The sequence below is a fragment of the Halobacteriovorax sp. RZ-2 genome (genome assembly GCF_043196685.1).
Taxonomy (GTDB): Bacteria; Bdellovibrionota; Bacteriovoracia; order Bacteriovoracales; family Bacteriovoracaceae; genus Halobacteriovorax_A.
On the sequence record NZ_JBEBMR010000003.1, the window covers coordinates 1 to 24,953 of the forward strand.

Annotated in this window: 28 protein-coding genes; 15 read left to right on the forward strand and 13 right to left on the reverse strand. The window is 36.2% G+C overall.

The window, feature by feature from the left end:
• Window positions 1–181: 181 nt before the first annotated feature.
• Both ABMA78_RS11655 and ABMA78_RS11660 read right to left on the reverse strand, forming a co-directional pair.
• A complete protein-coding gene (locus ABMA78_RS11655; RefSeq protein WP_392860234.1) occupies window positions 182–1,192 on the reverse strand; it encodes a glycosyltransferase family 9 protein in 1,011 nt (336 codons plus the stop codon).
• 80 nt (window positions 1,193–1,272) lie between these two features.
• Window positions 1,273–2,310, reverse strand: a complete 1,038-nt coding sequence (locus ABMA78_RS11660; protein ID WP_392860235.1) for a porin — start codon at window positions 2,308–2,310, stop codon at window positions 1,273–1,275.
• A gap of 121 nt (window positions 2,311–2,431) precedes the next feature.
• Between ABMA78_RS11660 and rimM the strand changes: the two genes are divergently transcribed.
• The 7 genes from rimM to ABMA78_RS11695 all read left to right on the forward strand — a co-directional run bounded on the left by rimM (window position 2,432) and on the right by ABMA78_RS11695 (window position 6,219).
• The gene (gene rimM, locus ABMA78_RS11665) at window positions 2,432–2,965 is read left to right on the forward strand and encodes a ribosome maturation factor RimM (RefSeq protein WP_392860237.1); all 534 of its coding nucleotides are present in this window, start codon (window positions 2,432–2,434) and stop codon (window positions 2,963–2,965) included.
• On the forward strand, window positions 2,965–3,687 hold the full coding sequence (trmD, locus tag ABMA78_RS11670) for a tRNA (guanosine(37)-N1)-methyltransferase TrmD (RefSeq protein WP_392860239.1): 723 nt from the start codon (window positions 2,965–2,967) through the stop codon (window positions 3,685–3,687). The genes rimM and trmD overlap by 1 nt, the downstream gene beginning before the upstream one ends.
• Before the next feature lie 13 nt (window positions 3,688–3,700).
• Window positions 3,701–4,282, forward strand: coding sequence for an RNA methyltransferase (locus tag ABMA78_RS11675; protein WP_392860240.1), 582 nt, complete (start codon window positions 3,701–3,703; stop codon window positions 4,280–4,282).
• 67 nt (window positions 4,283–4,349) lie between these two features.
• On the forward strand, window positions 4,350–4,712 hold the full coding sequence (gene rplS, locus ABMA78_RS11680; RefSeq protein ID WP_392860242.1) for a 50S ribosomal protein L19: 363 nt from the start codon (window positions 4,350–4,352) through the stop codon (window positions 4,710–4,712).
• Window positions 4,713–4,773: 61 nt separating this feature from the next.
• Window positions 4,774–5,436, forward strand: coding sequence for a ribonuclease HII (locus ABMA78_RS11685; protein WP_392860244.1), 663 nt, complete (start codon window positions 4,774–4,776; stop codon window positions 5,434–5,436).
• Entirely contained in the window at window positions 5,414–5,701 is a 288-nt protein-coding gene (locus ABMA78_RS11690; protein ID WP_392860245.1) for a hypothetical protein, read from the forward strand. The genes ABMA78_RS11685 and ABMA78_RS11690 overlap by 23 nt, the downstream gene beginning before the upstream one ends.
• Window positions 5,702–5,748: 47 nt before the next feature.
• Window positions 5,749–6,219 carry a hypothetical protein gene (locus ABMA78_RS11695; protein WP_392860247.1) on the forward strand — a complete coding sequence of 157 codons (471 nt, stop codon included), beginning with the start codon at window positions 5,749–5,751 and terminating at the stop codon, window positions 6,217–6,219.
• Here the strand turns inward: ABMA78_RS11695 and ABMA78_RS11700 are convergent.
• Complete coding sequence (locus ABMA78_RS11700; RefSeq protein WP_392860249.1) at window positions 6,210–6,593, reverse strand: STAS domain-containing protein; 384 nt, start codon at window positions 6,591–6,593, stop codon at window positions 6,210–6,212. The genes ABMA78_RS11695 and ABMA78_RS11700 overlap by 10 nt on opposite strands.
• A gap of 131 nt (window positions 6,594–6,724) precedes the next feature.
• Here ABMA78_RS11700 and rsmI point away from each other — a divergent pair, with 131 nt between their 5' ends.
• From rsmI to ABMA78_RS11740, 8 genes are all read left to right on the forward strand, one after another.
• A complete protein-coding gene (gene rsmI, locus ABMA78_RS11705; RefSeq protein ID WP_392860250.1) occupies window positions 6,725–7,543 on the forward strand; it encodes a 16S rRNA (cytidine(1402)-2'-O)-methyltransferase in 819 nt (272 codons plus the stop codon).
• A gap of 73 nt (window positions 7,544–7,616) precedes the next feature.
• Window positions 7,617–8,384 carry an MBL fold metallo-hydrolase gene (locus tag ABMA78_RS11710; protein WP_392860252.1) on the forward strand — a complete coding sequence of 256 codons (768 nt, stop codon included), beginning with the start codon at window positions 7,617–7,619 and terminating at the stop codon, window positions 8,382–8,384.
• Between the two features lie 46 nt (window positions 8,385–8,430).
• Window positions 8,431–9,702 (forward strand): hypothetical protein, encoded by a 1,272-nt coding sequence (locus ABMA78_RS11715; RefSeq protein WP_392860254.1) that lies wholly within the window; start codon window positions 8,431–8,433, stop codon window positions 9,700–9,702.
• Complete coding sequence (locus ABMA78_RS11720) at window positions 9,638–12,049, forward strand: LPS-assembly protein LptD (RefSeq protein ID WP_392860256.1); 2,412 nt, start codon at window positions 9,638–9,640, stop codon at window positions 12,047–12,049. The genes ABMA78_RS11715 and ABMA78_RS11720 overlap by 65 nt, the downstream gene beginning before the upstream one ends.
• Entirely contained in the window at window positions 12,046–12,678 is a 633-nt protein-coding gene (locus tag ABMA78_RS11725; protein WP_392860257.1) for an aminodeoxychorismate/anthranilate synthase component II, read from the forward strand. Before ABMA78_RS11720 ends, ABMA78_RS11725 begins: the two co-directional genes overlap by 4 nt.
• A 10-nt stretch (window positions 12,679–12,688) precedes the next feature.
• Window positions 12,689–13,354: a hypothetical protein gene (locus tag ABMA78_RS11730; RefSeq protein ID WP_392860259.1), complete on the forward strand. Its 666-nt coding sequence runs from the start codon at window positions 12,689–12,691 to the stop codon at window positions 13,352–13,354.
• Between the two features lie 24 nt (window positions 13,355–13,378).
• Window positions 13,379–14,137, forward strand: coding sequence for a 5'/3'-nucleotidase SurE (gene surE, locus ABMA78_RS11735; RefSeq protein ID WP_392860260.1), 759 nt, complete (start codon window positions 13,379–13,381; stop codon window positions 14,135–14,137).
• A 55-nt stretch (window positions 14,138–14,192) separates the two neighbouring features.
• Window positions 14,193–14,846, forward strand: coding sequence for a M23 family metallopeptidase (locus ABMA78_RS11740; protein ID WP_392860261.1), 654 nt, complete (start codon window positions 14,193–14,195; stop codon window positions 14,844–14,846).
• Here the strand turns inward: ABMA78_RS11740 and ABMA78_RS11745 are convergent.
• The 10 genes from ABMA78_RS11745 to ABMA78_RS11790 all read right to left on the reverse strand — a co-directional run bounded on the left by ABMA78_RS11745 (window position 14,823) and on the right by ABMA78_RS11790 (window position 24,918).
• On the reverse strand, window positions 14,823–15,416 hold the full coding sequence (locus tag ABMA78_RS11745) for an exonuclease domain-containing protein (protein WP_392860262.1): 594 nt from the start codon (window positions 15,414–15,416) through the stop codon (window positions 14,823–14,825). The two genes, ABMA78_RS11740 and ABMA78_RS11745, sit on opposite strands and share 24 nt — an antisense overlap.
• Before the next feature lie 20 nt (window positions 15,417–15,436).
• Window positions 15,437–15,679 carry a hypothetical protein gene (locus ABMA78_RS11750; protein ID WP_392860263.1) on the reverse strand — a complete coding sequence of 81 codons (243 nt, stop codon included), beginning with the start codon at window positions 15,677–15,679 and terminating at the stop codon, window positions 15,437–15,439.
• Window positions 15,670–16,869, reverse strand: a complete 1,200-nt coding sequence (locus tag ABMA78_RS11755; protein ID WP_392860265.1) for a hypothetical protein — start codon at window positions 16,867–16,869, stop codon at window positions 15,670–15,672. Before ABMA78_RS11755 ends, ABMA78_RS11750 begins: the two co-directional genes overlap by 10 nt.
• 1 nt (window position 16,870) lies before the next feature.
• Window positions 16,871–17,218 (reverse strand): hypothetical protein, encoded by a 348-nt coding sequence (locus ABMA78_RS11760; RefSeq protein ID WP_392860267.1) that lies wholly within the window; start codon window positions 17,216–17,218, stop codon window positions 16,871–16,873.
• Window positions 17,219–17,413: 195 nt separating this feature from the next.
• Window positions 17,414–18,040 (reverse strand): 3-oxoacid CoA-transferase subunit B, encoded by a 627-nt coding sequence (locus tag ABMA78_RS11765; RefSeq protein ID WP_392860268.1) that lies wholly within the window; start codon window positions 18,038–18,040, stop codon window positions 17,414–17,416.
• 2 nt (window positions 18,041–18,042) lie between these two features.
• Window positions 18,043–18,738: a CoA transferase subunit A gene (locus ABMA78_RS11770; RefSeq protein WP_392860270.1), complete on the reverse strand. Its 696-nt coding sequence runs from the start codon at window positions 18,736–18,738 to the stop codon at window positions 18,043–18,045.
• Window positions 18,728–19,936: an aminotransferase class III-fold pyridoxal phosphate-dependent enzyme gene (locus ABMA78_RS11775; protein ID WP_392860271.1), complete on the reverse strand. Its 1,209-nt coding sequence runs from the start codon at window positions 19,934–19,936 to the stop codon at window positions 18,728–18,730. The genes ABMA78_RS11770 and ABMA78_RS11775 overlap by 11 nt, the downstream gene beginning before the upstream one ends.
• 26 nt (window positions 19,937–19,962) lie before the next feature.
• Window positions 19,963–21,045, reverse strand: a complete 1,083-nt coding sequence (locus ABMA78_RS11780; protein ID WP_392860273.1) for a C45 family autoproteolytic acyltransferase/hydolase — start codon at window positions 21,043–21,045, stop codon at window positions 19,963–19,965.
• Window positions 21,045–23,903, reverse strand: a complete 2,859-nt coding sequence (locus ABMA78_RS11785) for an aminotransferase class III-fold pyridoxal phosphate-dependent enzyme (protein WP_392860274.1) — start codon at window positions 23,901–23,903, stop codon at window positions 21,045–21,047. The genes ABMA78_RS11780 and ABMA78_RS11785 overlap by 1 nt, the downstream gene beginning before the upstream one ends.
• 25 nt (window positions 23,904–23,928) lie before the next feature.
• Complete coding sequence (locus tag ABMA78_RS11790) at window positions 23,929–24,918, reverse strand: D-alanine--D-alanine ligase (protein WP_392860276.1); 990 nt, start codon at window positions 24,916–24,918, stop codon at window positions 23,929–23,931.
• Window positions 24,919–24,953 lie beyond the last annotated feature (35 nt).

Sequence of the window (24,953 nt, forward strand, 5' to 3'; positions counted from 1 at the left end):
GCCCGCTTGCGCCGAAGGTAGTGCCAGGGTAACTTGGTGTGAGACTAGGAAGATGCACCTTCTATATAAAAAGCCAGGTCAATGATCTGGCTTTTTTTTTGCCTTTTTTTAAGATTAAATTTCATACGACATTACTGATCCTTGCTAAAAGGATTAATCATTTCTTTATATTCTGTATGAGTTATAGGATAGAAGTAATTTTTTCGAATACTTCTTCTACACTTATTAAGTTCATCATATCATCTTCTTTTACTCGAAAACGCCATGGAACTTCATTTGGAGACTTATGGAAGTACTTCTCTAGAGCTCTAGGATAAGCATTAACACAATTATCTATCTGTCCGAATGGTCCAGTGTACTCTGGAGGAACGGCCGTATAGAGACCTATTACTGGCCTACTTAGAGCTGCCGCCATATGGGCGGGACCTGAGTCCGGTGCGATAACTAGCTTTGATTTTAGAAATACATTCTTTAAACCATTTAAAGATGTTTTTCCGCAAAGATTAATTATGTTAGCTTTTGATTCTTTTTCAATGGAGTCACAAATATCCTTATCGCTTGGAATACCTGTCAGTACGACAGGAAGCTTTAATTTCTCTTCAATTTGATTTGTTAGCTCGATATAGCTTTTTGTTGGCCATGTTCTTTGTAGTGAAGATGCCTTCGGATGGATAACGATAAAGTTACTTGAAGGAAGTTGTGCAACCTCTTCTTTGGTATAAGGAAGGTTAAACTCAATTTCCTTTGAATCGATACCTAAGTAATCACTGAAACCAAGAAAAGCGTTAACAGAGTGTTCTTTTTTGAAAGGAATTGTTTCAGAGGTGAAGATCTTTTGGAGATCACGTCCTCTTTTTAAGTCAAAGCCAATCTTTCTTTTTGCTTTTATAAAAGGATAGATAAAGTTAATTCTTAAGTTTGCCTGTGTGCAAAGAAGTACATCAAAATTATAAGGAGCAAATACTCTTTTTAATTTGAAGTAATCCTTTAGCTTCTTTGGCTTATCTATTTTTATAAGCTCAATACCCTCAATACCTTCTATTAGAGGAGCAAAGGTATTGCTTGTAATATAATAGATCTTAGCATTTGGGTAAGCTTTACGAATGCGATTGAGCATTGGCAGAGTCCAAATAATGTCCCCAAGGGCCGAAGTTCGCATGATGGCAATTGAATTAATTTGATCAGATTTCATTTGGCTATTATAGTGATATTTTTTGAAAAAGAAAGGCCCACTTTTTAGTGGGCCTTAAAGTATTTAGCTAGTTTGAAAAATTAGAATTTTAGCTGAACACCAGCTGCTGCCATTGATGCATCATTTTGAGTTGCACCAGCATCAACTTCATATGTTAGGTAAGTAATATTGAAGTCAATATTCTTATTAAACATATATCTGTAGTGAGCTGCAATTTGAGTGTAGTCATTATTAAGATCTTTCTCGTCACGGTTTTGGTATGTCACTGTGAAAACATTTTTGTTTAGCATATAAGTGATACCAGCAAGGATACGATCGATTTCGTTATCAGCTGCAGTTGTATCATTATTTTCGATACTGTAACCAAGGTTGATTTTGAAGCTACCCATTCCAAGGTTTACACCTGCAAGAGTGTAGTTACTGTCTTCAGTTGCAGCACTTGCCCATTGGTCATAACCAGCGTAAAGGTCTAGATCAACCTTATCCATTTTTCTTTGGTATCTAACAAGACCTGAGTAGTGAGTGTCACCGTAGTTAGCTGTAGGGTCGTTGTCGTTACCATTTCCACGATCAGTTGAAAGAGCAATTGTAAGTCCACCCATGCTTGGTGTTTCATATGAGAACATATCTGTTCTTGCACGGTATCTGAAACCTAGTCCACCAGATGCAGCACCGTCAATTCTTGCACTTGTGTCAGAACCTGCCATTGAGGCTACAGTTGAGCTTAGTGGATCAGACTTAAGCATTACATAGTCAAGTGGAGTATATGTTTGACCCATTTTGAATGTACCAAATGATGTCTTTGCTCCAATTGCTGCTTGTCTCATTCTGATTCTGTAGTCATTACCAGCATTTCCTTTAGTTGAGTTAAGACCCATTTCTAGTACGTAAGTACCTTCAATTCCTTCAACTCCCCATTTTCCTTTTGCTCCAAGTCTAGACTCAGAAGAATCAACGTCAACAAAACCTGAAAAAGAAGTTCTGTTTGAGTTTTCGTTGTCAGTGTAAAGTGCAACTCTGTTTAATTTTCCATAAATTGTTGGCGCATCAATTGTTGCAGTCGCCGCGATTGTTGGAATTGCAACTAGAGAAGCTGCAACTGTCATTAGTTTTTTCATAATTCTCTCCATGAATAAATAATCTAATATAAATATTAAAACGATAGCTAATAAAAATGGCAAGTTAAATACCTGAAAAATATAATGATGATTTAATGAAGAGGTCATGGTATAAGGCAACATGAAGAAAAATTTAGAAAATATGGTTTTACTTGGTACAGCAACTAGGCCCCATGGAATTAAGGGAGCGTTTGTATTTAACCTTGAAAATAAGGTTAATAGCGTTCTTGGAAATGGCTCGACGTTTATGGCCATGCCTCTAAGTGGAAGTAAAATTAGTAAAGATGGTGAAGAAAAAGAAATTAAGACAATTTCTTTTGGTAATAAAGTCATCGCATACTTGAGTGGTGTTGATAATCGCAATATTACTGAAGAGATGCTTCCTTTTGAAATCTATGTTAGCCGCGATATTTTTCCAGACATTGAAGATGAAGACGAGTTTTATATGTCCGATATTGTGGGTTTAGATGTCTATGACCTAGAGAAGGAAGATATTGTGGGCAAGGTTGTGAAGTACTTTGATAATGGTGCTCATATTGTTCTTGTTACGAAAGTGAATGGAAAGCATGTGGATATCCCATTTGTTGATCATTTTGTTAAATTAGTTAATTTAGAAGAGAATCGTGTGGAGTGCTACATTCCACATCTAATGTAATGAAAAAAGTTTGGGTTTTAACATTATTTCCACAGTTCTTCGCCGCCTTCAAAGATAGTGGTGTAATTGGTAAGTTTCTGGGAAATGAAGTTGAGTTTAATACGCTTTATCTAGGTGACTTTTCACCAAAAAGTTTTAAAGGCGTTGATGGTGCTCCATATGGTGGAGGCCCAGGTATGGTGATTCGCGCTGATGTGTTAGAGCGTGGAATTAATCATATTCTAGAGACTCAGTCCCTTGATAAGTCTCAGTTAGAGATTATTTATACTTCTCCTCGTGGGGATGTTTTTGATAATGAAGAAGCAAAAGAATTGGCCAAAGGCTTTCAACAGAATAATAAGCAATATGTTTTTATCTGTGGCCGCTATGAGGGGATTGATGAGCGCTTCATCTCTCAATATGTAACAAAAGTGATCTCGCTAGGGGACTATGTTCTATCTGGTGGAGAGTTGGCCGTTATGACTATCGTTGACGCCATGATGAGGTTCTTACCAAAAGCGCTTGGTAATGAAGATAGTGCGATTCTTGATTCTTTTGAGGATGGGCTTATTGAAGGACCGGTTTATACGAGACCGGCCGAGTTTAATGACGAAAGAGTCCCTGACGTTTTATTAGAGGGAAATCATAAGTTGATTGATGAGTTTAATCACAGTAAAAAGTTAGAATATACAAAGAAGTATAGGCCTGATTTATACAAGGCCTATATGAGAAATAAAGATTAAGGATATACTAAAGATGAAAGATAATATTTATCTGGGCCTAGTACACCACCCAATTAAAAATAAGAGAGATGATATTGTTACGACTTCTGTAACAAATCTTGATATTCACGATATTGCTAGAAGCTGTCGTACATTTGGAATTAAGAATTACTTTATTGTGACGCCTCTTGAGGCCCAACATAAGTTAGTTAATCGAATCCTTGGTCACTGGGAAGAGGATGATGCTGGTGTTTATAATCCTGATCGTCAGGATGCACTCGCTATTGCACGTCTCGTAATTTCAGTAGAAGAAGGGATTAATAAAATCAAGGAGATAGAAGGCGTTGAGCCTTTAGTTTGTGTTACTGGAGCGAATTTTGATTCAAATAACGGTGTAGAAACTGACCTGATCAATAATGCGCGCCTTGACAAAAAGCCTATCTTCCTGTTATTTGGTACAGGATGGGGTCTTCACGCACAAGTACTCGAACGGGCACATTTCGCGCTTGAGCCAATTTTTGGTGGAAGTGCAGATGGATATAATCACTTGTCTGTTCGCTCGGCAGTTGCCATCTATTTAGATCGACTGAATAGTGCCTCTGAGACTTTGAAATAGAATTTGCTTAAGAACAACACTGTGTTGGTCCTCTGAGAAGTTCAAAACGTTATTGTAGGAGTTCGTAATGAATTTAGTAGACGTTGTAAATGAAAATTACAAGAACGCAAATGTAGAGTCTTTCCCAACTTTTAAAACTGGGGATACTGTTGCTGTTCACGCAAGAATCACTGAAGGTCAAAAATCTCGTATTCAGATTTTCCAAGGTGTAGTTATTGCAATGAAAGAAGAAGGTAAACTATCTGGTCACTTCAGAGTTAGAAAAGTTTCTTCTGGAATTGGTGTTGAAAGGGTATTCCCATTTCACTCACCAAACGTAGAAAAGATTGAGATCGTTCAAAGAGGTAAATCTAGAAGATCTAAGCTTTACTACCTTAGAGATCGTTCAGGTAAATCTGCACGTATCGCAATTGACTACGATAGAAAGTAATTTAAAAAACTATTTAAGTCATAAAGAGGCCCGCTTTATAGTGGGCCTTCTTTTTTAAGCTATGTTTGAAAATCAATTTATTACAGATCACGAATTTATCTTAGCAACTGATGAAGTTGGTAGAGGTCCTCTTGCTGGACCTGTTGTTACTTGTGCAATAAAAGTACAGGTCACAAAATTAGACACTCTAATTGAAGCTCTTAATTCATTAGGAGTAACAGACTCTAAGAAATTAACACTTAAGAAAATGGAAAGTATTCTTGATCAATTAGGTATTCAAAAATTTTTGAAAAATAATGAGCATGATCTATTTGAATACAGTGTTGAGAAAGTTACGCCCAAGAAAATTGATGAGCTTAATATTTTTCAGGCAAGCTTACTAGGGATGAAAAAAAGTTGTCACAATCTTCTTTGCGATTCAAAGTCTGTTGTTCTAGTAGATGGAAAGTTTCCATTCTCTTCTAAGAAAATTAAAGATATTCATCCAATCATTAAAGGTGACTCAAAGTCGTCACTTATAGGCCTGGCCTCAATCATTGCAAAAGTATGTCGTGATCATATTATGATTAAAGAAGCTAAGAAGTATCCTCATTACGGATTTGAAAAAAATGCTGGATATCCTACGGCCGTTCATCGCAATGCCATCGCAGAATATGGTATTACCCCGATTCATCGTAAATCATTTAAAGGGGTAAAAGAATTTGTCACACCAGAAAATTGCTAAGGGGATATCGCTCGAAATTGAGAAGTCTCGTATTGTACACCGCGAATCAGTTCCTCTTTTAATTTGTCCGACGATGTTGCGCCGTCTTGGGTGTGGCCAAGTCGATATTGCTGGAATCTACAAGTATAATGGAGAGTACTTAATTAGAGTTTTTGAAGTGAAATCCAGTGGCTTTATGTCCCATTCTCAGAAGCAAAGATTGTTAAATAGTGCTCACTTTATTTCTTCTTATTTTGAAATATCGTGCACAGTGTCGCTAGTTTGAACAACATTTACCTTGCATCGAACGAGGCCTTCTTTTACAATTTTCATATGGTTAAAAAATTATTCTTAATTACTCTTTTTATTTCAACAACTTTTACAAGCTTTCAAGCTAAAGCAGACATGGATCCTCGTGTGAAAATTGTCGCTTTAAATGCAGGATATGGAACTGTTGGTGGGGCACTACTTGGAACTGCCGCAATGGCATTCGGTTCTTCTGGTCGCTCTGTTGCCATTGGTGCATCTCTTGGACTTTATGCTGGTTTAATCTTTGGCGGCTATATTGTTGGAAGTCATGAGTATAGAAAGAATAATCGTATGCAACCAAGTCAGGAAAATTACTATTATCCTGATACAAACGATAGTCCTTATCAGGATTCGCGCTTTCAAGGCGGTGGGTACAATTATCAAGGATCAATTAATCAGGATGGCTTTTCTTTAGAAGGCCCGGCCGAAATTGGTTTTAAACAAGAACGCCCAGGCCAAGATTTTTATGTGAATCTTTTAAATTATCAGTTCTGAAAAGTACGTTTCTTCTGACCATAGAATTGTGAAAGTTCTGTATCGTCAGTTTCGAATTCGTTAATTAGAATTTCCATTGCATCAAAATTGTAGATCTTAAATACTTTTAAAAACTCTGGCGCAACATTGGAAAGTCTAACCTGATCACGTCTTTTGTTTAGGGCCTTAATTGTATCAACAAATACACCAATTCCAGACGAGCCAACAAAGTTAAGGGCCGTTAGGTCAAGAGTGATTAATGAAGTAGGGTGAGTGTTAGTGATTGACGCTAACTCCTGCTTAAGAGGGATGATATTTTCATAATCCATTCCACCTTCGATATGAACAGTGATATTTCCTGTTGAATCTGTACGTACTCTTGCTTGCATTGTCATTTAAACTCCTTCTTCTACAAAATAACAGCATCTGATATTTATTGTAACGCATGGCGCATTAAGATTTTAGATGGAAGTTATTTCTTATGTAAGTTATAAATAAAGGGAATCATTAAAAATTAGGATTAAGCTTGAGACTAACACTTGTAACAACACCAATAGGAAACCTTGGGGATATAACTGAGAATATGCGTCAGGCATTTTGTAGTTGTGATCTTGTTCTTGCTGAAGATACTCGTGTTTTTCGCTCTCTCTTATCAAAATTAGAAATTGAGCGTTCAGACTTGAAAGTTGTTTCATTCAACGATCACTCTCAAGATAGTCTTCCTTATTTTCTTGGGCTGATTAAGTCAGCACAAATGCCAATTCTTGTTTCAGATGCAGGTAGTCCGATCATCTCTGATCCGGGACATATTTTAGTAAAAGAGCTTATTAAAGAAGGTGGAGAAGTAACATCTGTTGCAGGGCCAAGTGCTGTTACTGTAGCCCTTGAGTTAAGTGGGATGGCGCCAAATCCATTCTGCTTTTATGGCTTCCTACCACGAAAGAAAGGTGAGATTTCATCAAAGTTTCAGCAAGCTTATCAAGCAAATGTAACGTCTCTCTTTTTTGAATCTCCTCATCGTGTTCATGGAACTCTCGAGCAATTATCGCAAGAATTTCCTGAAGCTCAGGTCAGTGTTTGTCGTGAACTAACAAAGAAGTTTGAGGAGTGTGTTCGTTTTTATGCCAAGGACTTTAAACAAGAGATGGTCAATGCAAAAGGAGAGTTTGTTCTTGTTATCTCATGGCCTAAGTTAGAAGGGGCCAATACTGCTTCAAATGAAGAGTTTGAGAAGTTGGCACAGAACTATCTTGGCAAGCAGACCCCAAAAAACCTTGCAAAATTACTGGCAAAAATTACTAATCGAAAGACGCAAGATATTTATCAAGAGCTTACTTCTAAATAATCCTTTTTTTCCAGTGTCTTATTACTAGTAAAAATTTCTAATCCAAGTTAAAATTAAATAAATTGGAGTTAGAATGATCGTTAAAGTCATTGGAGGCCACGGTGGGGTCTCTCCACAGTGTCGAGCAACATCGTACTTAGTGGATGATAAATTATTAATTGATGCAGGATCTGTTGCAACAGGTATAAGTGTAAAAGAACAAACAGAGATAGATAATATTCTTATTTCACATTCTCACCTAGATCATATTTCTGACTTGGCCTTTCTGGCCGATAATTGTTTTGGTTTAAAAGATAATCCTTTCTATATTTGGACTTCGAAAGAGGTACAATCAAATATTCAAATGCACCTACTTAATGATGAGATTTGGCCGGACTTTACAAAACTTCCAACCGAAAGTGATCCTACTTTAAAGTTTTCAAATATTGAAAGTGGAGAAACAAAGAAGGTTGGAGAATATACTGTCCATGCAGTCAAAGTAAATCACTTTGCTGGATCACTTGGTTTTATTATTGAAAAAGGTGACAGTGCAATTATCTTTACACAGGATACTGGTCCAACAGATGCGATCTGGGAAAAGGCCAAGACAATTAATAATATTAAAGCGATCTTTTCGGAAGTGAGCTTTCCTAATTCATACCTTCAACTAGCGACAGATAGTCGTCATCATACTGCTGAGACAATGGGCCTTGAAATAAAAAAGATGCCTAAGGATATTCCTATTTACTTGGGGCATCTAAAGCCAAATTACTTAGATCAGCTAACGAAAGAAATTGATGCTATTAATGGAGATGGCCGAATTAATATTCTGGCCTCGGAAAGTAAGGCCTATAAGTTTTAAGAGATTTTTATAGTCAAAAATTTCTTTTCGTGAGATATCTCTTGCCGTGAAAAATACAGATACTTCCAATTGTCAAAAACTAGAAGGCGCGTTTTTAGCACGTCTAACACAACTATGTGGTAAGGAGAGTTTTAGACCAAAGCTTGATCACATCAGAGACTTTCTTATTCATGATAGACGTGTCATTGAGTCGCGATCTAAGGTTATTATAGTTGGTGGGACAAATGGCAAGGGTGAGACTTGCCATGGCTTAAGCCACCTTTATCAAAGAGCTGGTTTTACGAGCTGTTTGTGGACTTCTCCTCATGTTCTTTCAATCACTGAACGATTTAAATTAAATGAAAGTAATATTTCAATAGAAGATTTAACTGAATTACTTAATGAGCACGAAGAAGTTATTAGAGATCTTAAACTCTCTTTTTACGAGGCCTTATTTGTTCTCTTTATAAAATTTGCTCTTAAGCATAAAACTGATTTTGTCATTCTCGAAGTTGGCCTCGGTGGCCGCTTTGATGCAACAAATATTTTTACAAGGCCCATTGCTGCGATAACCTCTATCGGCCTAGATCATACAGAGATCTTAGGTAGTACTTTAAAAGAAATTTTATTTGAGAAATATGGTATTACACGCATGGGTGGAAAGTTGTTTGAAAATGTAGAGCAAACTTTCCTAAAAGATACTCTATCTCAATGGTGTGGACGTGATGATATTGCTTTAAATTCTGTCACACAAAATAAGGACTTACCTTATTTTGAGAAGAATAGACAAATGGCAATAGCTCTTTATCAGGAGTCGACAGGGCAAAAGCTTGATGAAGAAATTATCTCTACTATTCAATGGCCACTTACTCCTGGTCGCTGGGATCGTATGAGTGTTGATGGCAGAGACTTTGTTTTTGTTGGAGCTCATAATCAACTAGGACATAAAGAGTTATTAAAAAGTATTTCAGATTGCCAAGGACAAGAGACATATGATGTTCTCATGAGTTTTTCTTCAGGAAGAGAAGCTCAGATAAAATCAACTTTGAAGCTATACGAAACTTATCCTTGTGTTATTAAGTCCATTAATATTTTGAGCTATGAGCACGAAAGGGCCCTTAGTAAAGAAACACTTCAACAAAACTTAAAGACAGGCACAAAAGTGTATGAATTGCACAATTTTCTCGATACAATATTAAGTACTAATGAGGAAATTGACGCAAAAAAACAATCAAATATCGAATCACTTAGATCTGGTTCCAACAAAATACTTGTTGTGGGCTCTTATTACTTTATCGCTTGTATGCAAAAGTATCTTCGTTCTAAGTATTCAAACTAATACCTATGCAGATACTCCAAAGGTTTTGGCCTTTGGTGAAAATGATGAAGTCCAAATTCTTTCAGATAAAGCTTATCGTAAAAGTAGTGATAACTCATATGAGGCACATGGTAATGTTATTATCAAACTTGGAAATGATACGATCTACGGTGAAAAGGCCAGTATCTCTCTAGCGACAAAAATTGGAAAGATCTGGGGGAATGTTCGTTATGCCGGCCCTAAGTTCAATCTCTATGGAACACAAATTTCATACTCTCTACAAAAGGCAGAGTTCTCTGTTAAAAATGCCAAACTAGTTGATGAAAACTTTGTTTTAAGAGGTAAGGAAATTGTTCGCCATGATAGTGGTGTTTTTAAGGCCATTGAAGCTGAGTTTACAACTTGTAAGGACTGTCCTGAGTCATGGAGTATTCAAGGTCAAGAGGTAACAGTTGTCCCGGATGACTATATTAGCCTGAAACATGCTTTTGTAAAAATTAATGGTGTAATCATTGTTTATATTCCATATGTTTCTCTACCAATCAGAAAGGTCAGAGAGTCAGGACTTTTATTTCCAACGATCGGCCTTGACTTTGATGAAGGCTTTTATTTCAAGCAACCAATCTTTTGGGCCATCAATGATAATAGTGATGCTACTTTTTCTCCTACTGTCTTTGGAAAGCGTGGAAATGGATTAGCTGTTGAGTATCGAAATACTCTTGGAAAATATTCTAATATTGAGTTTGATGGAAAAACTGTAAATGATAAAATATGGCAACCTGGAAAGCTAGACCTTGAGCCTAGTGGAGAGGATGAGATCAGAGGCGCTTATAAGCTTAATTACTTCTACCATCCAAATAATAAGTTATCTTTCTGGGCCAACTCAACATACCTAACAGATCTTGATATTCAAAGTGACTATGAAGAGTATTTTGAAAAAAATATTTATATGGGAAGTGAGAAGGGTTCACGTCTTTCTACTGACTATATGGGTGATTCTGTTATTGCAAACTTATACTCAAGCTTTATGAGCAATAGTATCTTTAGTGATCCTGAAGGCTTTGATACTGATTATGTTCAAAATACTGCAAGGCTTGGTGTTGGTCATAGGCCATTTAATATCTTCAATTCGAAAGGCATTCTTTCTAAAATTAACTTTTATCAAAATTTGAAGTTTGACTATTTCAAACAAGATGTTGTGAATGAAAACTTATATTATAGAAATATTCAGCGCTTTGATTATAATCCATCTTTAGAGTTTGTCCTTAGGCCTATCTCACACATTAATATAAAAATGGAATCAGGCCTTGATGCTCAATACTATGTTCTGCCAACTGAAAATACTGAAAAACAGAATGGATACAAATACGGAAATTACGTTAATACATCAATGTGGGTGGATATTGAGAAAGTTTATGGCCGAGCTTATATCCAAGAAGAGATTGTTAAACCAGTTCTTATTGAAGATACAGAGAGAAACTTAATCGCTAAAATCCCTCGCTCAGAAAGTGAAGAGTTAGATGTTAGAAAATTATATCGTTCTTCTTATAAGCATAGTCTTAAGTTTGGCCTTAATCACTTTTATTATAATGCTCAAAAGTATCGTGGTAATGAAAAGCTAGGTGACCAATTCGCTCTACTTGAGGATAATGGACGTTTTGATGAAAGGGATATTATTAGAGGTCGAAATAATACACTTCAAGATGTATCAACACGTACTGACTTACCAGAGTCTAATACGATTGAATTAGTATTTAATAATAATATATTGAAAAAAACACCTAAGCCTAATTATCAGATGTTTAAGAATTTCAATTATCAACTTGATAATTATGAATATTCAAAAATTGCATACTTTAATATTTCACAAGGTTTAATCCTTGAAGATAATGATGATTCTACGACAGATACAAGTGAGCGATTAACAAGACTTGCAATCTTAAGTGGACTAAACCTTAATAACTTTTCATTAAATCTTTCTGAGTATTACTTCCACACGGAGAGTAAGCATATCACTTCATTAAGTATGAGACACGATCTAAGAAGATTTCAGTATGAACTAGGGTTTAATTACGACTCATTCTCTGAAGATCGTCGCTACTTTACGATTGATGTGGACTTTGAATTGAATGATATCTTTTCATTTAGAACAGGTTACTATTACGACTTTGAACTTGAAAGAGTTTATGAGTCCTACCTTGGTACTCGATATAATCCTTTAAATAATTGTTGGGTATTTGATATTGAGTATAGGCAAAAAGATGAGTTTGTTAATAATAAGCTAAATCTCGATCAGTCGATTTCGTTAAAGATTCTTATTAACTATAATGCTAAGAATTTTGACTCTGTCTTTGGGGTAACTCTGTGAAGCTAGTCTTTATCGACTTTGAAGATAGTTTTACAAATAATATACTCTCTTACTTTAATGATTTTGACTTTGATATCGAAGTTATTAATTTTCGTAAGCTTTCGCTTTCAAATATCACTCATTCTCTAAAAAATAATCTAGTTGTTCTTGGCCCAGGCCCAGGCCATCCTGATGAGTATTTAAAACTATTTAGTGATGCTGAGATTGATTTTAAAGCTGAGCTTGAAAAAGCAAGACGTCTTGTCGGCATATGCCTTGGGCATCAAATAATTCTTCATTTGTTTGATGAGTTAAAAGTTGTGAGAAGTTCTAAACCGATGCATGGACAAGCAGTCGAGATGGAGTTAGGAGTGGACTCAATCTTATTTGATTGCTTTAGTGAAGTTGATAGGGAAGTTCTCATGAGGGCCAAGCTTCAGCGATACAACTCTTTAACATTGCAGGTTAGTAGTGGAGAGTATAAGTCTTGTAAATGGGAAAGTGAAACTCAGCTGGTTTTTGATAAAAATCATGAATTATTAATGGCATATAGGCCTAATCATTTTCTAACAATGCAGTTTCATCCAGAATCTGTAGGGACTTCATGCAATAATATCCTCTTTCAAGCAATGAATAAGTTTTTCATGTAGAATTATTAAGATGAGATTTGTACTTGAAGGTATATACGACAAAAGAGGATTTAAATTTGCCAATGAAATGGCAAAGGGAGCCTATGGTTTTGACTTTAGGCCAAGAAGTTTTAACTTCATCCAAGGTTATGTCGTTGAAGAGCTTTTAAGAGAGTCTCTACTTAAGCTTGAAGATATTGTTGAGCTTCATTTTGAAAACGATTCTCCTATCGTTATTGATTCAGTCATTGAACAAGTCTCAAAAATACATCCTAATATTAGAGTAAACTATGGCCAAAGTGGACTGCACACTAAAGAAGAATTAGAGAGGGCAGGTAGGCCATTTTCTATTATTTTTGATATTGCAGATTCCCAAGTTTATGAAAAGATTCAATCTCACTTATGCCAAAGTGTTGTTTTCTCATATGAAGATATTCATCGTATGTCAGATCAAGGCCAGCTTAATGCCTTTATCGTGAATTTCTATACAAAAGTAATGGCCTCTAAGAATGAGAAGTTTGAGTTAGGTGTTAAGTTAAATTGGAACTCAAATCTTTTAATTGGAATTATTGAGCAACTTGATCCTGACTATCTTAAGTATGAGATCTCGTCACAAGTTGAACGATGTTACCGTAATATCGATGTCCCTAAGCTATCAGAATACTTTGGTGCTACGATAAAGGCCCTTGCTATTTAATAGCTTTTGATGAATAAATAATCTATGAATATTTTACTCTCAAACGATGATGGATACTCTGCTGAAGGAATTCAGTGTCTTTACGAAAGCCTAAAAGATATTGCCAATGTTGCTATTGTTGCTCCAGATAAAGAGCGTTCAGCAACATCTCAGGCCCTTACACTTCACGATCCAATTAGAGTCGAAAAAATAAATGACTATACATTTAGTTGTAATGGTTACCCTGCAGATAGCGTTTTAATTGGAATTAATTCTGTTTTAGATTTTAGGCCAGACCTTGTTATTTCAGGAATTAACCATGGTGCTAACCTAGGACAAGATATCTATTATTCTGGAACTGTTGGTGCTGCAAGGCAGGCCGTATTTCAAGGAATTAGGGCCATTGCTGTTTCAACAGTAATGAGATCAAGTGATGAGGTTAGACACTTTCAAACGGCCGCTGAGATCGTTAGAAACCTAGTAAAAGATAAGTCCGATACTCTTTTAGAGATGCCAGAGTGCTCGCTGTTAAATATTAATGTACCAAATGTGTCGGCCAATGAGGTCGGTGAAATCGTTTGGACAACTCCTCAAATGAGAAGATACAGTGAGGAAGTGTATGAAAGGGTAGATCAAATGGGGCGCCAGTATTTTTGGATTGGTGGATCGCCTTTAGAGATTGATCCTGACACGACTTCAGATCACCACGCCATCATGAACGGAAATATTTCGTTTTCTTTCCTAAACCTTTTGAATTTTTCGTCCGATGTATTCCATGAATGGGCGGCAAAAATTTCCAAATGACTTTAATTAGTTGATTGAATTTGTCCTCATTTGCGATTTAAACGAATGAGGACAAATGAAGAAGTCATTGCTATTTCTTGCGACATTACTGACGATACTTAGTTGTACGACCCTTAAAAATGGCCGCTATATTAAGCTAACGGATAATTATAATGCTGAGAAACTGGCAGATATTTTTAATATTCCACAATGGCAAATTGAAGAGTTCAATAAGGGTGCCGCATTTAAGAAGGGTGATACAATCTTTCTACCGTATAAGAATGGAATTCTTTATAATCGAGTTGAAGGTAGAACAATCTCTTCAATAAATTATCAAAAACTTCGCAAGAGCTCTCGTTTTCTTTGGCCGGTACCTTCATCTAATCGTGTCACATCTGGCTATGGACATCGCTGGGGAAGACCTCATGAGGGCATTGATATTGCCGCCCGCAAGGGAACCTATATTGTTTCAGCAGATGCAGGTGTTGTTGTCTTCAGTGGACGAAAGTCTGGTTACGGGAATATTACTGTTGTTTCACATGTTGGTGGTTTTTTTACGATCTATGCCCATAACCATAAAAATTACACAAGAAAAGGTCAAAAAGTTGCTCGTGGCCAGGTGATTGCAGCAGTAGGTAATACTGGGAAATCAACAGGTGACCACTTACATTTCGAAATTAGACACGACTCTAAGGCCTTTGACCCATTAGAGTTTTTTCACAAGCACTAGATCTAATAACTTAAAGTACATAAGTGCTGTGTTAACTGCATCTTCGAGTGCTGTATGGGCAACATCTCCCATATTTAAAAATTTCATAAGCTTAGAACCCGATTCGCATTCAGCAGGAATTAATTCCATATCAATTAGGCCGTAAGCAATACATGAGAGATCGAGTTGACGGTGTTCGAAGTATTTTCTCATAAAATCCCAACCAAGATCTCGAGTCATGAATGGAAGGTCTATTGCACTCATGGACTTACCAAATAATGTAATTTTCTTATTTCCAAAGTACTCTTTAACTTCTTCAGACTCAAAGTAGTTAATAAGTTCTTGTTTGAAGCTTTCAAGGGAAAGGCCTTCTGCATGAGCTTTTTCGATCAATTCTTTATTGTGATCAATGACCCATTGATTTAAGTTAGGCTTGAGCTCTTCAAAGCTAGGGCACTTTATATAGAAGTGTTTTTTGAGTTCTTTATTTATTGTTTTTGTTTTTGCACAAAAGGGAACCATTGCAAACTCGATGATTAAGTCTTTTTCTTCTAATCCAGTTGCTTCAATATCAAATGATAAATAACGCATAGTTTTTCCCTTTTTAAAGTTTATAAATATGAAATAGTAATAATTGAATTATACTTTTGAATGATATCTTTGACTAGTAGGCCACAAGCTAATAAGTCATCATTAATAATACAAAGCCTACAGATTTCCTCTCCGTCACAACTTGAGGCCACCGGTATTTCTTTGCTTCTTAAGAACTCAAGAATTGTTAAGTTCATGTCAGTTTCATCAACTGATAATGTCCAAGACTTTTGTGAGGCCTTACCGATTAGTGTTACTTGCACGTAAGTTGACCATTTCTAGGATCTTTGTAAGTACTTAATCCATTATTAAGCTCAAGTATCGTAAGGTTTCCAAGTGCTGGTGTATAGTATTGAGCAGTGCCTTGCTCATTTTGTGTCACTCCATAGATTTCCGAGATTGTTCTTTTAGGATTTTGAAGGACAAGTGACCTTTTTGTATTCATATAGTCTTGAGCATTTGCAACCTGTGGGAAGTTATTAATAAGCTCAGTTAAGACTTGAGCATTATAAGTAATACCATTCATTAAAAGAAGGTACCTTCTTCCTTGGTAGTACTCACTGATACATAGGGCAGTGTAATTATCATTTTCAAAATTAGATAAAAGAACATCACCAATCGAACTACCAATTTCAGGAAGGGAGCTTGTCACACCAATAACGTAGTTATTCTTATCTTTGTAATGAGAGAATGTATTATAGTATGACTTCTTAGGTCTTTTTAGAATCGCCATTTTTGAGTCGTGTAATTTAGAGTCAAATGAGCAGCTATAATTTCCTCTTCTAAAGAGATAATTGGAATTGTAACTACTGATACTATTATGATCTTTTGCATACTTTGTTAATTTGTTAAGTCTTTTTAAGTAGCTAAGTCTTGCAAATAGCTCGTTTTCTCGAACTCCTTGGGCCCCGCGAAAATATAATCTCTTAAGGTCTTTGTTTTTGAAAAGTTCTGCCTGATTATCCTTAATATATTGCTCTAGTGATTTTGAGGCATAGACATATTCACTCAAGTTTCTCTCAATTAGTCCAAGTCTTGATCTAATCGATAATGGTTTTTTATAAAACTTGGCCATTTGAGAAACAGCATTCATGAAGGCAAAGTCATTTTGCTTCTGTGGAATGCTATTGATAAAAAACTCTTTTCCTGCAACCTTTGCAATGAGTAGGGTATGAGAGTTTAATGTCGTCGCATGTGGTGCGAAGTAAAGTTGCGATAGAGTAAAGTTTAATATTTGATTACGATAACTAGAGTTACTAGATTTTGAACTAATGAGCTTGGTTACTTCTTGTTCATTTTTTTCATTATCTAATAGAATATTATTTTTCTTTTCAACAATTGGGCAAGTGTGGTTGATACTTTGTGAAGTATTCAGTTTCTTTTCAACTTCAGAGCAACTAGCAAGTGCAGTCATTGCTAGTAGTAGCAATATCAAATTTTTAAATTTATTCATTTTAAGCTTTGTAATTATCATCTTTATGAAACTCTTCATTCTCTTCGTAATAAATTTCAAGTTCTGAATCATTACTTCCAATATTATTTGAATTAAATGAATCATTAAGCTCTTGTATTACTTTCGTTACAGCTTTTTGTTTTCCAAGGATCTCGACAATGATCCAAAGACCTTTCTCATTAACTGCTGTGTGGGTGATATTATACGCCATTTCTTTTGAGTTTAAGAATTGAGTTACCTGATCAAATGCTTTTTCTTGATATGGTGTCGTTCTGGCCGGTGGAGAAGGAATAAAATACGTAAAAGTTTGTTTGTTATTTGGCGCTTTATTCCTGTTGAAAATACTCATCTATTCCCCGTAAGTTTTTGTGATTACGTTTAATTATAAACGTCCTTATTGTTAAATGGAAATGTTTACCCATTTATTTTTTTTCTGCTTTTTTCATTATTGTGCGTTATAATTTAATTGATCGACAGGATGTCGTAGCAAGAGATAGGCATGAAGCCGAAAAAATGGAGGGCCAGTTGCAGGGCCCTCTTTTTTTTACTCAAAAATCTCGTTATCAAAATTCTTATTCAAATCTTTAATCGTCATTCCATCTGCTAAATTTAAAACTTTAAACTTTCCGTTTTTAACTTTAAAACTTCCGCATTCAGTTACAACATAATCAACAACACTTTTTCCCGTAAGGGGTAGGCTACACTGTGGTAAAAGTTTTGGTTCACCAGTTTTGCTGAAGTGTCTCATCATAACAATGATATTCTTTGCACCGTTAACTAGATCCATGGCACCACCCATACCTGTTATTTTCTTGCCAGGGATCTTCCAATTGGCAAGAGAGCCTTGTGTATCAACTTCCATTCCCCCAAGGACACAGAAGTCGATATGGCCTCCTCTGATCATTCCAAAGCTCATGGAGCTATCAAAGAAGCTGGCACCTTTTTCAACTGTAATAGTTTCCTTACCTGCATTAATTAATGTTGCCGATACTTCTGATTCTGTTGGATTATCTCCAACCCCAAGAACGCCATTTTCACTATGAATGATATAGCTATGATTCTTTGGAAGTTGTGATGGAATTATTGTCGGTAGACCAATTCCTAAGTTTATTGTTGAATTCTCTTTGAAGAGAGTCGTTACTTCTTTTGCCATTTGTTCTTTTGTCCACATGATTAAGACTCCCTCGTTTTTAAGAACTCAATAGCATTCTCATAATTAGTACCTTGATAAACACGTTGAACAAAGACTCCTGGAATATGGACGTCTTCTGGCCTTATATCACCGAGTTCGACGATCTCTTCAACTTCGACAATTGTTGTCTTTGCGGCCATCGCCATAAGAGGAGAGAAGTTACGTGCAGTTTCTTTAAACCAAAGATTTCCATATGGATCAGCTTTTTGTGCCTTGATAATTGCAAAGTCTGCATGAAGTGCTTCTTCTAGGATACAAGGGCGATCAAACTCCTTTACTTCTTTTCCTTCTGCAACTTCGGTTCCATAACCTGTCGGTGTGTAGAAAGCACGAATTCCCATTCCTGCAGCTCTAATTCTTTCACTCAGAGTTCCTTGTGGTACTAGCTCAATTTCAATCTCGTTAGCAAACATGGCCGCCTCAAGATCGGGATTACCTCCCACATAAGAACAGAATCCTTTTGAAATCATTTTCTTTTTTAAAAGTTTTACAAGCCCTCGACCAGAGTTCCCAATATTATTTGAGATGACCTTTAAGTCATTTAGGTCCATCTGAGCTAATTGGTTAATTGAATTTTCTGGTATTCCACAAAGGCCAAAGCCTCCGCTCATAATTGTTGAGCCGCTTGCTACATCCTTAAGGGCCTCTTGGGCACTTGGAAATATCTTACTGTACATGTGAGTCCTCGATTATTTTTAATAATTTGTTTAAACATTTTTCTAACTCAAGAGGAGAGTAGTTTAAGTATGGACAAAGAATAAGGGATCGCTTCGTCATATTAATAAAGATGCCATTATCCATTAGCTTATTCCATAATTGGTTACTTTCAATAATATTATCATCAAGGTCGATGGCCATAAGAAGGCCAATATGCCTGACTCCAGAGAACGACTTTGAATTATCTATCTTCTGTTTAAATGTATTTAATAACTGAAAGTTCTCTTCCCTTATTTTAATAAATTTTTCATCTTCAATTAAAGTTAGAACTTCATCAAGTATACGTAGTCCAATTGGATGGCCCGCATTTGTTAGTCCACAACTTAGTGTGTTTTCATCAAAGAATGATGCATTGTCCTCACTGACAAAGACTGCTCCAAATGGAAAAAATCCCCCTGAGATATTCTTTGCAAGTGTAATAAAGTCAGGCCTTAGATTTTTAAAGTTTTGGAAGCCAAAGTTAGTCATTGTACGTCCAAAACCACAGACAACTTCGTCTAGGATTAGTTTTATACCTGTTTCCTGACAAAGCTTGGAAAGTTCATCATAATAACTTTGCGGTGGGATAAAAACACCGTTTCCACCTGTTATAACTTCAAGGCAGATTGCTGCAATATTAGCGCTTCCAATTTCCTTTATTACTTCTCTTGTTTCATTTAAGTCCGGGTCATTAAAGAAATTAGGAATGAATGCATGAAAGTTTGAAGGAATACCGGCACCATCGCGGCGCCAATCACCTGTAAGGGCTAAGGCCCCTAGAGTTGCACCATGGTATGATGTTTCACATGAGAGAATGAATTGTCTCCCTGTAATTTGTCTTGCCATTTTTATGGCATTCTCATTTGATTCTGCTCCCGAAGTTGTATAAAAAATTCGCCCGTCAATTCCAATAGAATTTAGAAGTTTTTGAGATACTGAGCTTTTTAAACTGTATTGGCACTTAGGGATGGCCATTGGCATCGCTTGGATTTGATCGATCATAGCACATTCTATTTGCTTATTTCGAGTACCAAATGATTGGTGGTAACTACCAGAGGAAAGGTCATAAATCTTCTTTCCTTCAGTCGTGAGGTAGCCCCATTCAAAAGTTTTGTGGATGTCGATTTTCTTGGCCTGATTTTGTTTTGTCCATGTGTGAAAAAAAGGTAGATGGGCCATAAACTCTCACTTTAAAATCTAATTTTTCATAAAATTAGGGGTAGATGAATTTCTACATATTCAAAATTTTTGTCATATTTTTTGCAGCCTCTCCAGGCCTTAAATACTTGAGTCTGATAATTAAATAATGCCCCTCCGCATGTCTGAGATGGATCCTTTGCTCCTTCTGGTGCAAAGTGAGAACAAATTGATAGGGGATGGCCGTCGTGGGACATTAGTAGCTTCATAACTGAAGCTTCATCACTTATCTCATTCTTGTATTTACTAACCAGATCAAACCTTGCATGAGTGGTTTTACTAATATTATTTTGGTCTTCGACTGTTTTTACCTTTTCACCAAGACAATGGTTTGTATGAAAGATTAAACCTTTTGGATTAGAATTTAATATTTCTTTTTGGCCTGGAGTAATTTCATAATTATAGGCAGACTTACCATCACTAATTAAATAATTATGTCCTGAAGTGATAGGTGCTTCCATAAGAAGTTTACCAATTTCTTCTAATTTGCTCTGTTGGGCCACTTTTCTAATAAGTGCAGGCCAGATGATTCCATTTACACCATCAACGACATTAATATTATTAACGCCAATGAATTGTCCGTGATTATTTACTGCCATTAACCCTAGGCATCCACAAACAGTATAAATTAGCTGACGTGTGCCTTTGTTCTCATCAACGATATCAATAAGCATGAGATAGTTTTTCGCACTTTGATGCATATCCCATGTCTGAGCAGCAATACTATTTGTCTCATCAATATAAGAGACTGATGTACAACCCTCATCTTGATTCTCATAATCTAACTGAATGTCTCTAAAGTCTGTATAATTATTGAGAATGATAATATCTCTAACTGATGTTTCACTCCCTTTAGCTATACCTTCGATTTCTTGTGCGAGGGCCGCATCAAACTTCATTGTTTCTTCAAATTGAATTTGTGCAAACTCATCGAGCTTATCTTTTAAGTGAGGAGATCTTTTTAATAAAAGGTTTGTGCGAATTTCGACTAATTCTTTAATTGCCTCTTTAAAAGTTTCACCATGCTTCAGCCCATTTTCATATGGGCCACTAGCATCGTACTTAAATATTGGTAGATTTAAATCTGTCATTAACATGTAAAATACCACTTCTTACTTGTTTGGTTACCAAAAATATTTGGCGCTTTTAAAGCGAAACTGTAAGAAGAGTCATTGATAATTTTAAACTCTTTGCTTGTCTGTGCCGGTGACTTTAGGTAGACCACTGCTTGAGAAAGAGCGTAAGCATCACCATCCCATGTTGAGATCATCATCAATGGCCTTGATTCATAGACTTCTTCTTGAAGCATACAGATACCAATCTGTCCCGCAATATGGATATAGCTAGCATCAGGAATAATTCCATGTTCTTTTGAAAACAGCTTCTTTTTACTGTGGAAGTATACACTTTCATTAAAGACAACTTTAGTTCCATTGTCGTGTGCAATTTTTATAACTTCCTTAAGTTCGTCGTGAGAGAAATTAACGAGAAGATCACCAATGAACACCGCTAAGTACTCTTTTGAGGAAAGTTTTTCTTTTAGTTGTCCAAGAGTATCAACCTTTGAATTTGGGTAGAAGTCTAAGACACCAGAAAGAGTAGCTGACATAAAGCTTTGCTTACCAAAGTAGTCATGATTAAAAGAGATTACCTTTGTTCTTTGTTTTTGATTCTTAATTAAGATTGATTTGAAGATTTTTTCAACGCATTCACTATGCCCACTTGCTGTAAAGAAGTGCTGTAACTCTTTTGGCACAACTCCTTTAAATTCTTTTAGATTTGCCATAAAGCTTTCATCAATAAAGTTTGATAGACATACCTTGTTTACAAGTGTTGGCATGCTCTCGAAAGAGGCCGTATTTAAAATAGGAGAAGTTGAATATTTCAAATCTTCATTTTTCCATTTTAGATTTTGACGGTAAATGATGACGTCACGATGTTCTTCATCATCAAGATAATTTTCTTTAAGTCTCATCTCAATAATTGCACCAAGAGAGCAGTTAATAGCAAGCATTGCTCCTGCATGGATGTCACGATTTCTTCCGTAGATATAGTCATTCCCATACGCACTTGCTAGGAGAGTAAGTGCATACTTTAAGTATTTCCCCATCCCTTGAGATTGCTCCATATTTACGATTGTCGTATCTAACATGTAGAGAGTATTTGAGTTGTCAAAATACTTAACAAGGCGAAGTCCACTTTCGTGAGGGAAGTGCGATATTTTACCTGCAAAAGAGATTCCTACTAATTGCTTTGTTTCACTTAATAGAGCAATTGCAATTGAGTCCTTACAGTGAGCGATCTTTTTAAACTTTTCAATGCTTGTTTGTCTCGTCGGTTCGTAAGTATGACGTTGAATTTCTTCGATTTTATGTTTGTAATAATCGAAGTTTTCACCGTCAATTTTAATGAGTTCTAAATTGAATTCTTTACTAAAGAACTCTTGAGCGAAGTTAAATGCATCTTTGTCTTGTACGTCTCCTTTGAAGGCTTCAACAAGTTTACTATGCCAAAGGTATTCATTTGGAGAATTAACTTTTGTTTTAGGGGTATACTTAAGATCAGTTGATTCACCTTTATAGACTCGATTAGCAATTTCATTGATTGCATCAAAAAGATAGTCAATATCTTCATTTGTCCAGGCAGTGTTAAGTCTGAAACGTAACGTATTATCTCCCGCCTGATAATAGAGTAGACCCAGATCAAAGCGGTTTGAAATAAACGGAGCAATGTCTTTTGAATCTGATAAGTCAAAAGCAAAGGCCACTCCAAAACATCTAGGAGAAGAAAGTTGATCCCACTTGCTTACAAGTTCTGAGAGCTTATTTCTAGTGTACTCTTCAATTGCTGCGATTTTATAACGTAATTGATCAATAGCAATCGCTTGATAGTAACCTCTGATAACTGAGGATGTTTGAAATTCATTATTTTCCCAACATGGATCTTCTGTCAGAACAATTCCACTTTGGGCCTTCTTAGCACAAGTAATATATTCTGGATTTATCTGGTTCCCTTGTGAATCTTTTAGGTCAAATGTTCTGTGCCAAAAGAAATCACGCCCAAGGCCAAAGCCTGTTTGAACTTCGTCATAGATAACTGACACTTTGTATGATTTCACAAGTAAGTTAAGCGCCACGTGAAAGCGATTTGTTGAATAGCGATCACCACCTTCACATTGCATTGGCTCTACTAGAATTGCAAAGTGTGTATTTTCTTTAAGAACTTCATGTAGCTGTCTTAAAGATGCAATTTCTGATCTCAATAGTTCATCTGCATTTTTTTCAAAATCAGCAAGCTTTGCTTCAAAGTTTTGTGCAAAAGGATTTTCCCATAGTTTTGTCCATTCTGAATCGATTTCAATCAAGAATTGATCACTTTTGGTTTCTGGGTATTTTATAAATGTTGTTTCGTGTCCTTCAATTTGATACGGCTCACGCTTACTTGGGTTCCAAGTTGAAAAAAGAGTTGAAAGAAAGCGTCCGTGGAAGCTACCTTCAAATGCAATGATTTGGTTTGCAGCTGTGTGGGCCCTCTTTTTATAGGCCATAATCAGGGCAACTTCATTTGCTTCTGCTCCTGAGTTAACAAAGACAGGTGTTAGCCTATTATTTGACGCCTTTTCTCTAAGGAGTTCTTTAAATGAGTCTGCAATTTCAATAAATGTTGAATCAAGATAATTACCGGTCCACGCACTTTCATGCATCGTCGTGCCAAAGAGTGCCGTCGCATTGAATCCAAGTCCTAGTGTTGCAATTTGTGAGGCAGCATCCAAAAGGAACTCGGGAGAGTTCTCGTCGCTTGTCTCCATCGCAAGGTATGGACCTTGAGAGAATTTGTGATGTGGAATATATTCTTTCTTCTCAGCTGAAGTAAAGTTATCCTTATACATTGTCGCAAGTTTCTCTTTTGCATGTTCGTGGCTATTTTTTGTGATTAAGTTGATTTCCATATCTGTAACCCTTGAATGTTTTTAATTATCTAACTTCTTTAAGTATCTTCTCTTTTAAAAAATCGCTAAATTTTAGTCCAGTGTTTTCTAGCATCTTCGGAAACATCGAAATACTAGTCATACCTGGGAATGTGTTGATTTCATTTAAATAGATATTGCCTTCACTTAAGAAGAAATCGATACGTGAAAGATGTCTTAGTTTGAGACACTTGAATGCAGTCTTTGCAATGATTTGCATTTGAGAGACTTGCTCATTTGTTAAGTTCGGCGCTTCAACAAATGTCTTGGCCTTTGATTGTTCGCTATATTTTTGATCGTAGTCATAGAACTCGTCACCTGCATTGACGATCTCACCTGGCCTAGAAGCATGGAGGTTTCCATCTTGCTCGAATACGGCAATCTCTAACTCACGTCCTATAAGTGTCCTTTCAATAAGTATGTCGTCACTATATTCTAAGGCCTTATTGATAGCATCAGTTAAGTCCTCTCTATTTGTAACATGATAACAACCAACTGAAGAACCTTGACTTGCGGCCTTTATAAAAACGTCGTTATTTGATTTTTCGAAAAAGTCCACAACTTCACTTCGATCATAAGGTAGCTCTTTATGAATTGACATCCACTGCGTGTTTGGAATTCCTAAATGATCAAACCATAGCTTGGTTGTTACTTTGTTAAAGCAAATACTGCTCCCTTCATGACGAGGTCCAAAGTAGGGAAGTTTATGCATTTCTAAAAAGCATTGTATCTCTCCCGTTTCTCCAGGAGGGCCATGAATTACAGGAATGACATAATTGATATATGGCCTTTCGGTTGCTGTTTCTAAGATTTGTCCGTTTAGGCTTACTTTGTGACCGTTTAGAGTGAGGTCACCTGACTTTGTCATTTCAACGACAATAGGATTGAGTTCTTGGATGAGGGCCACTTGCTCTTTTACGAAAGCGGCCGAGCGAAGAGAAACCTCATGCTCAGTAGAGCCACCACCACATATGATTAAGATATTTTTCCTTTCCATGGAAACCTTCTTTTAAAAGTGAATATAAAAAACCC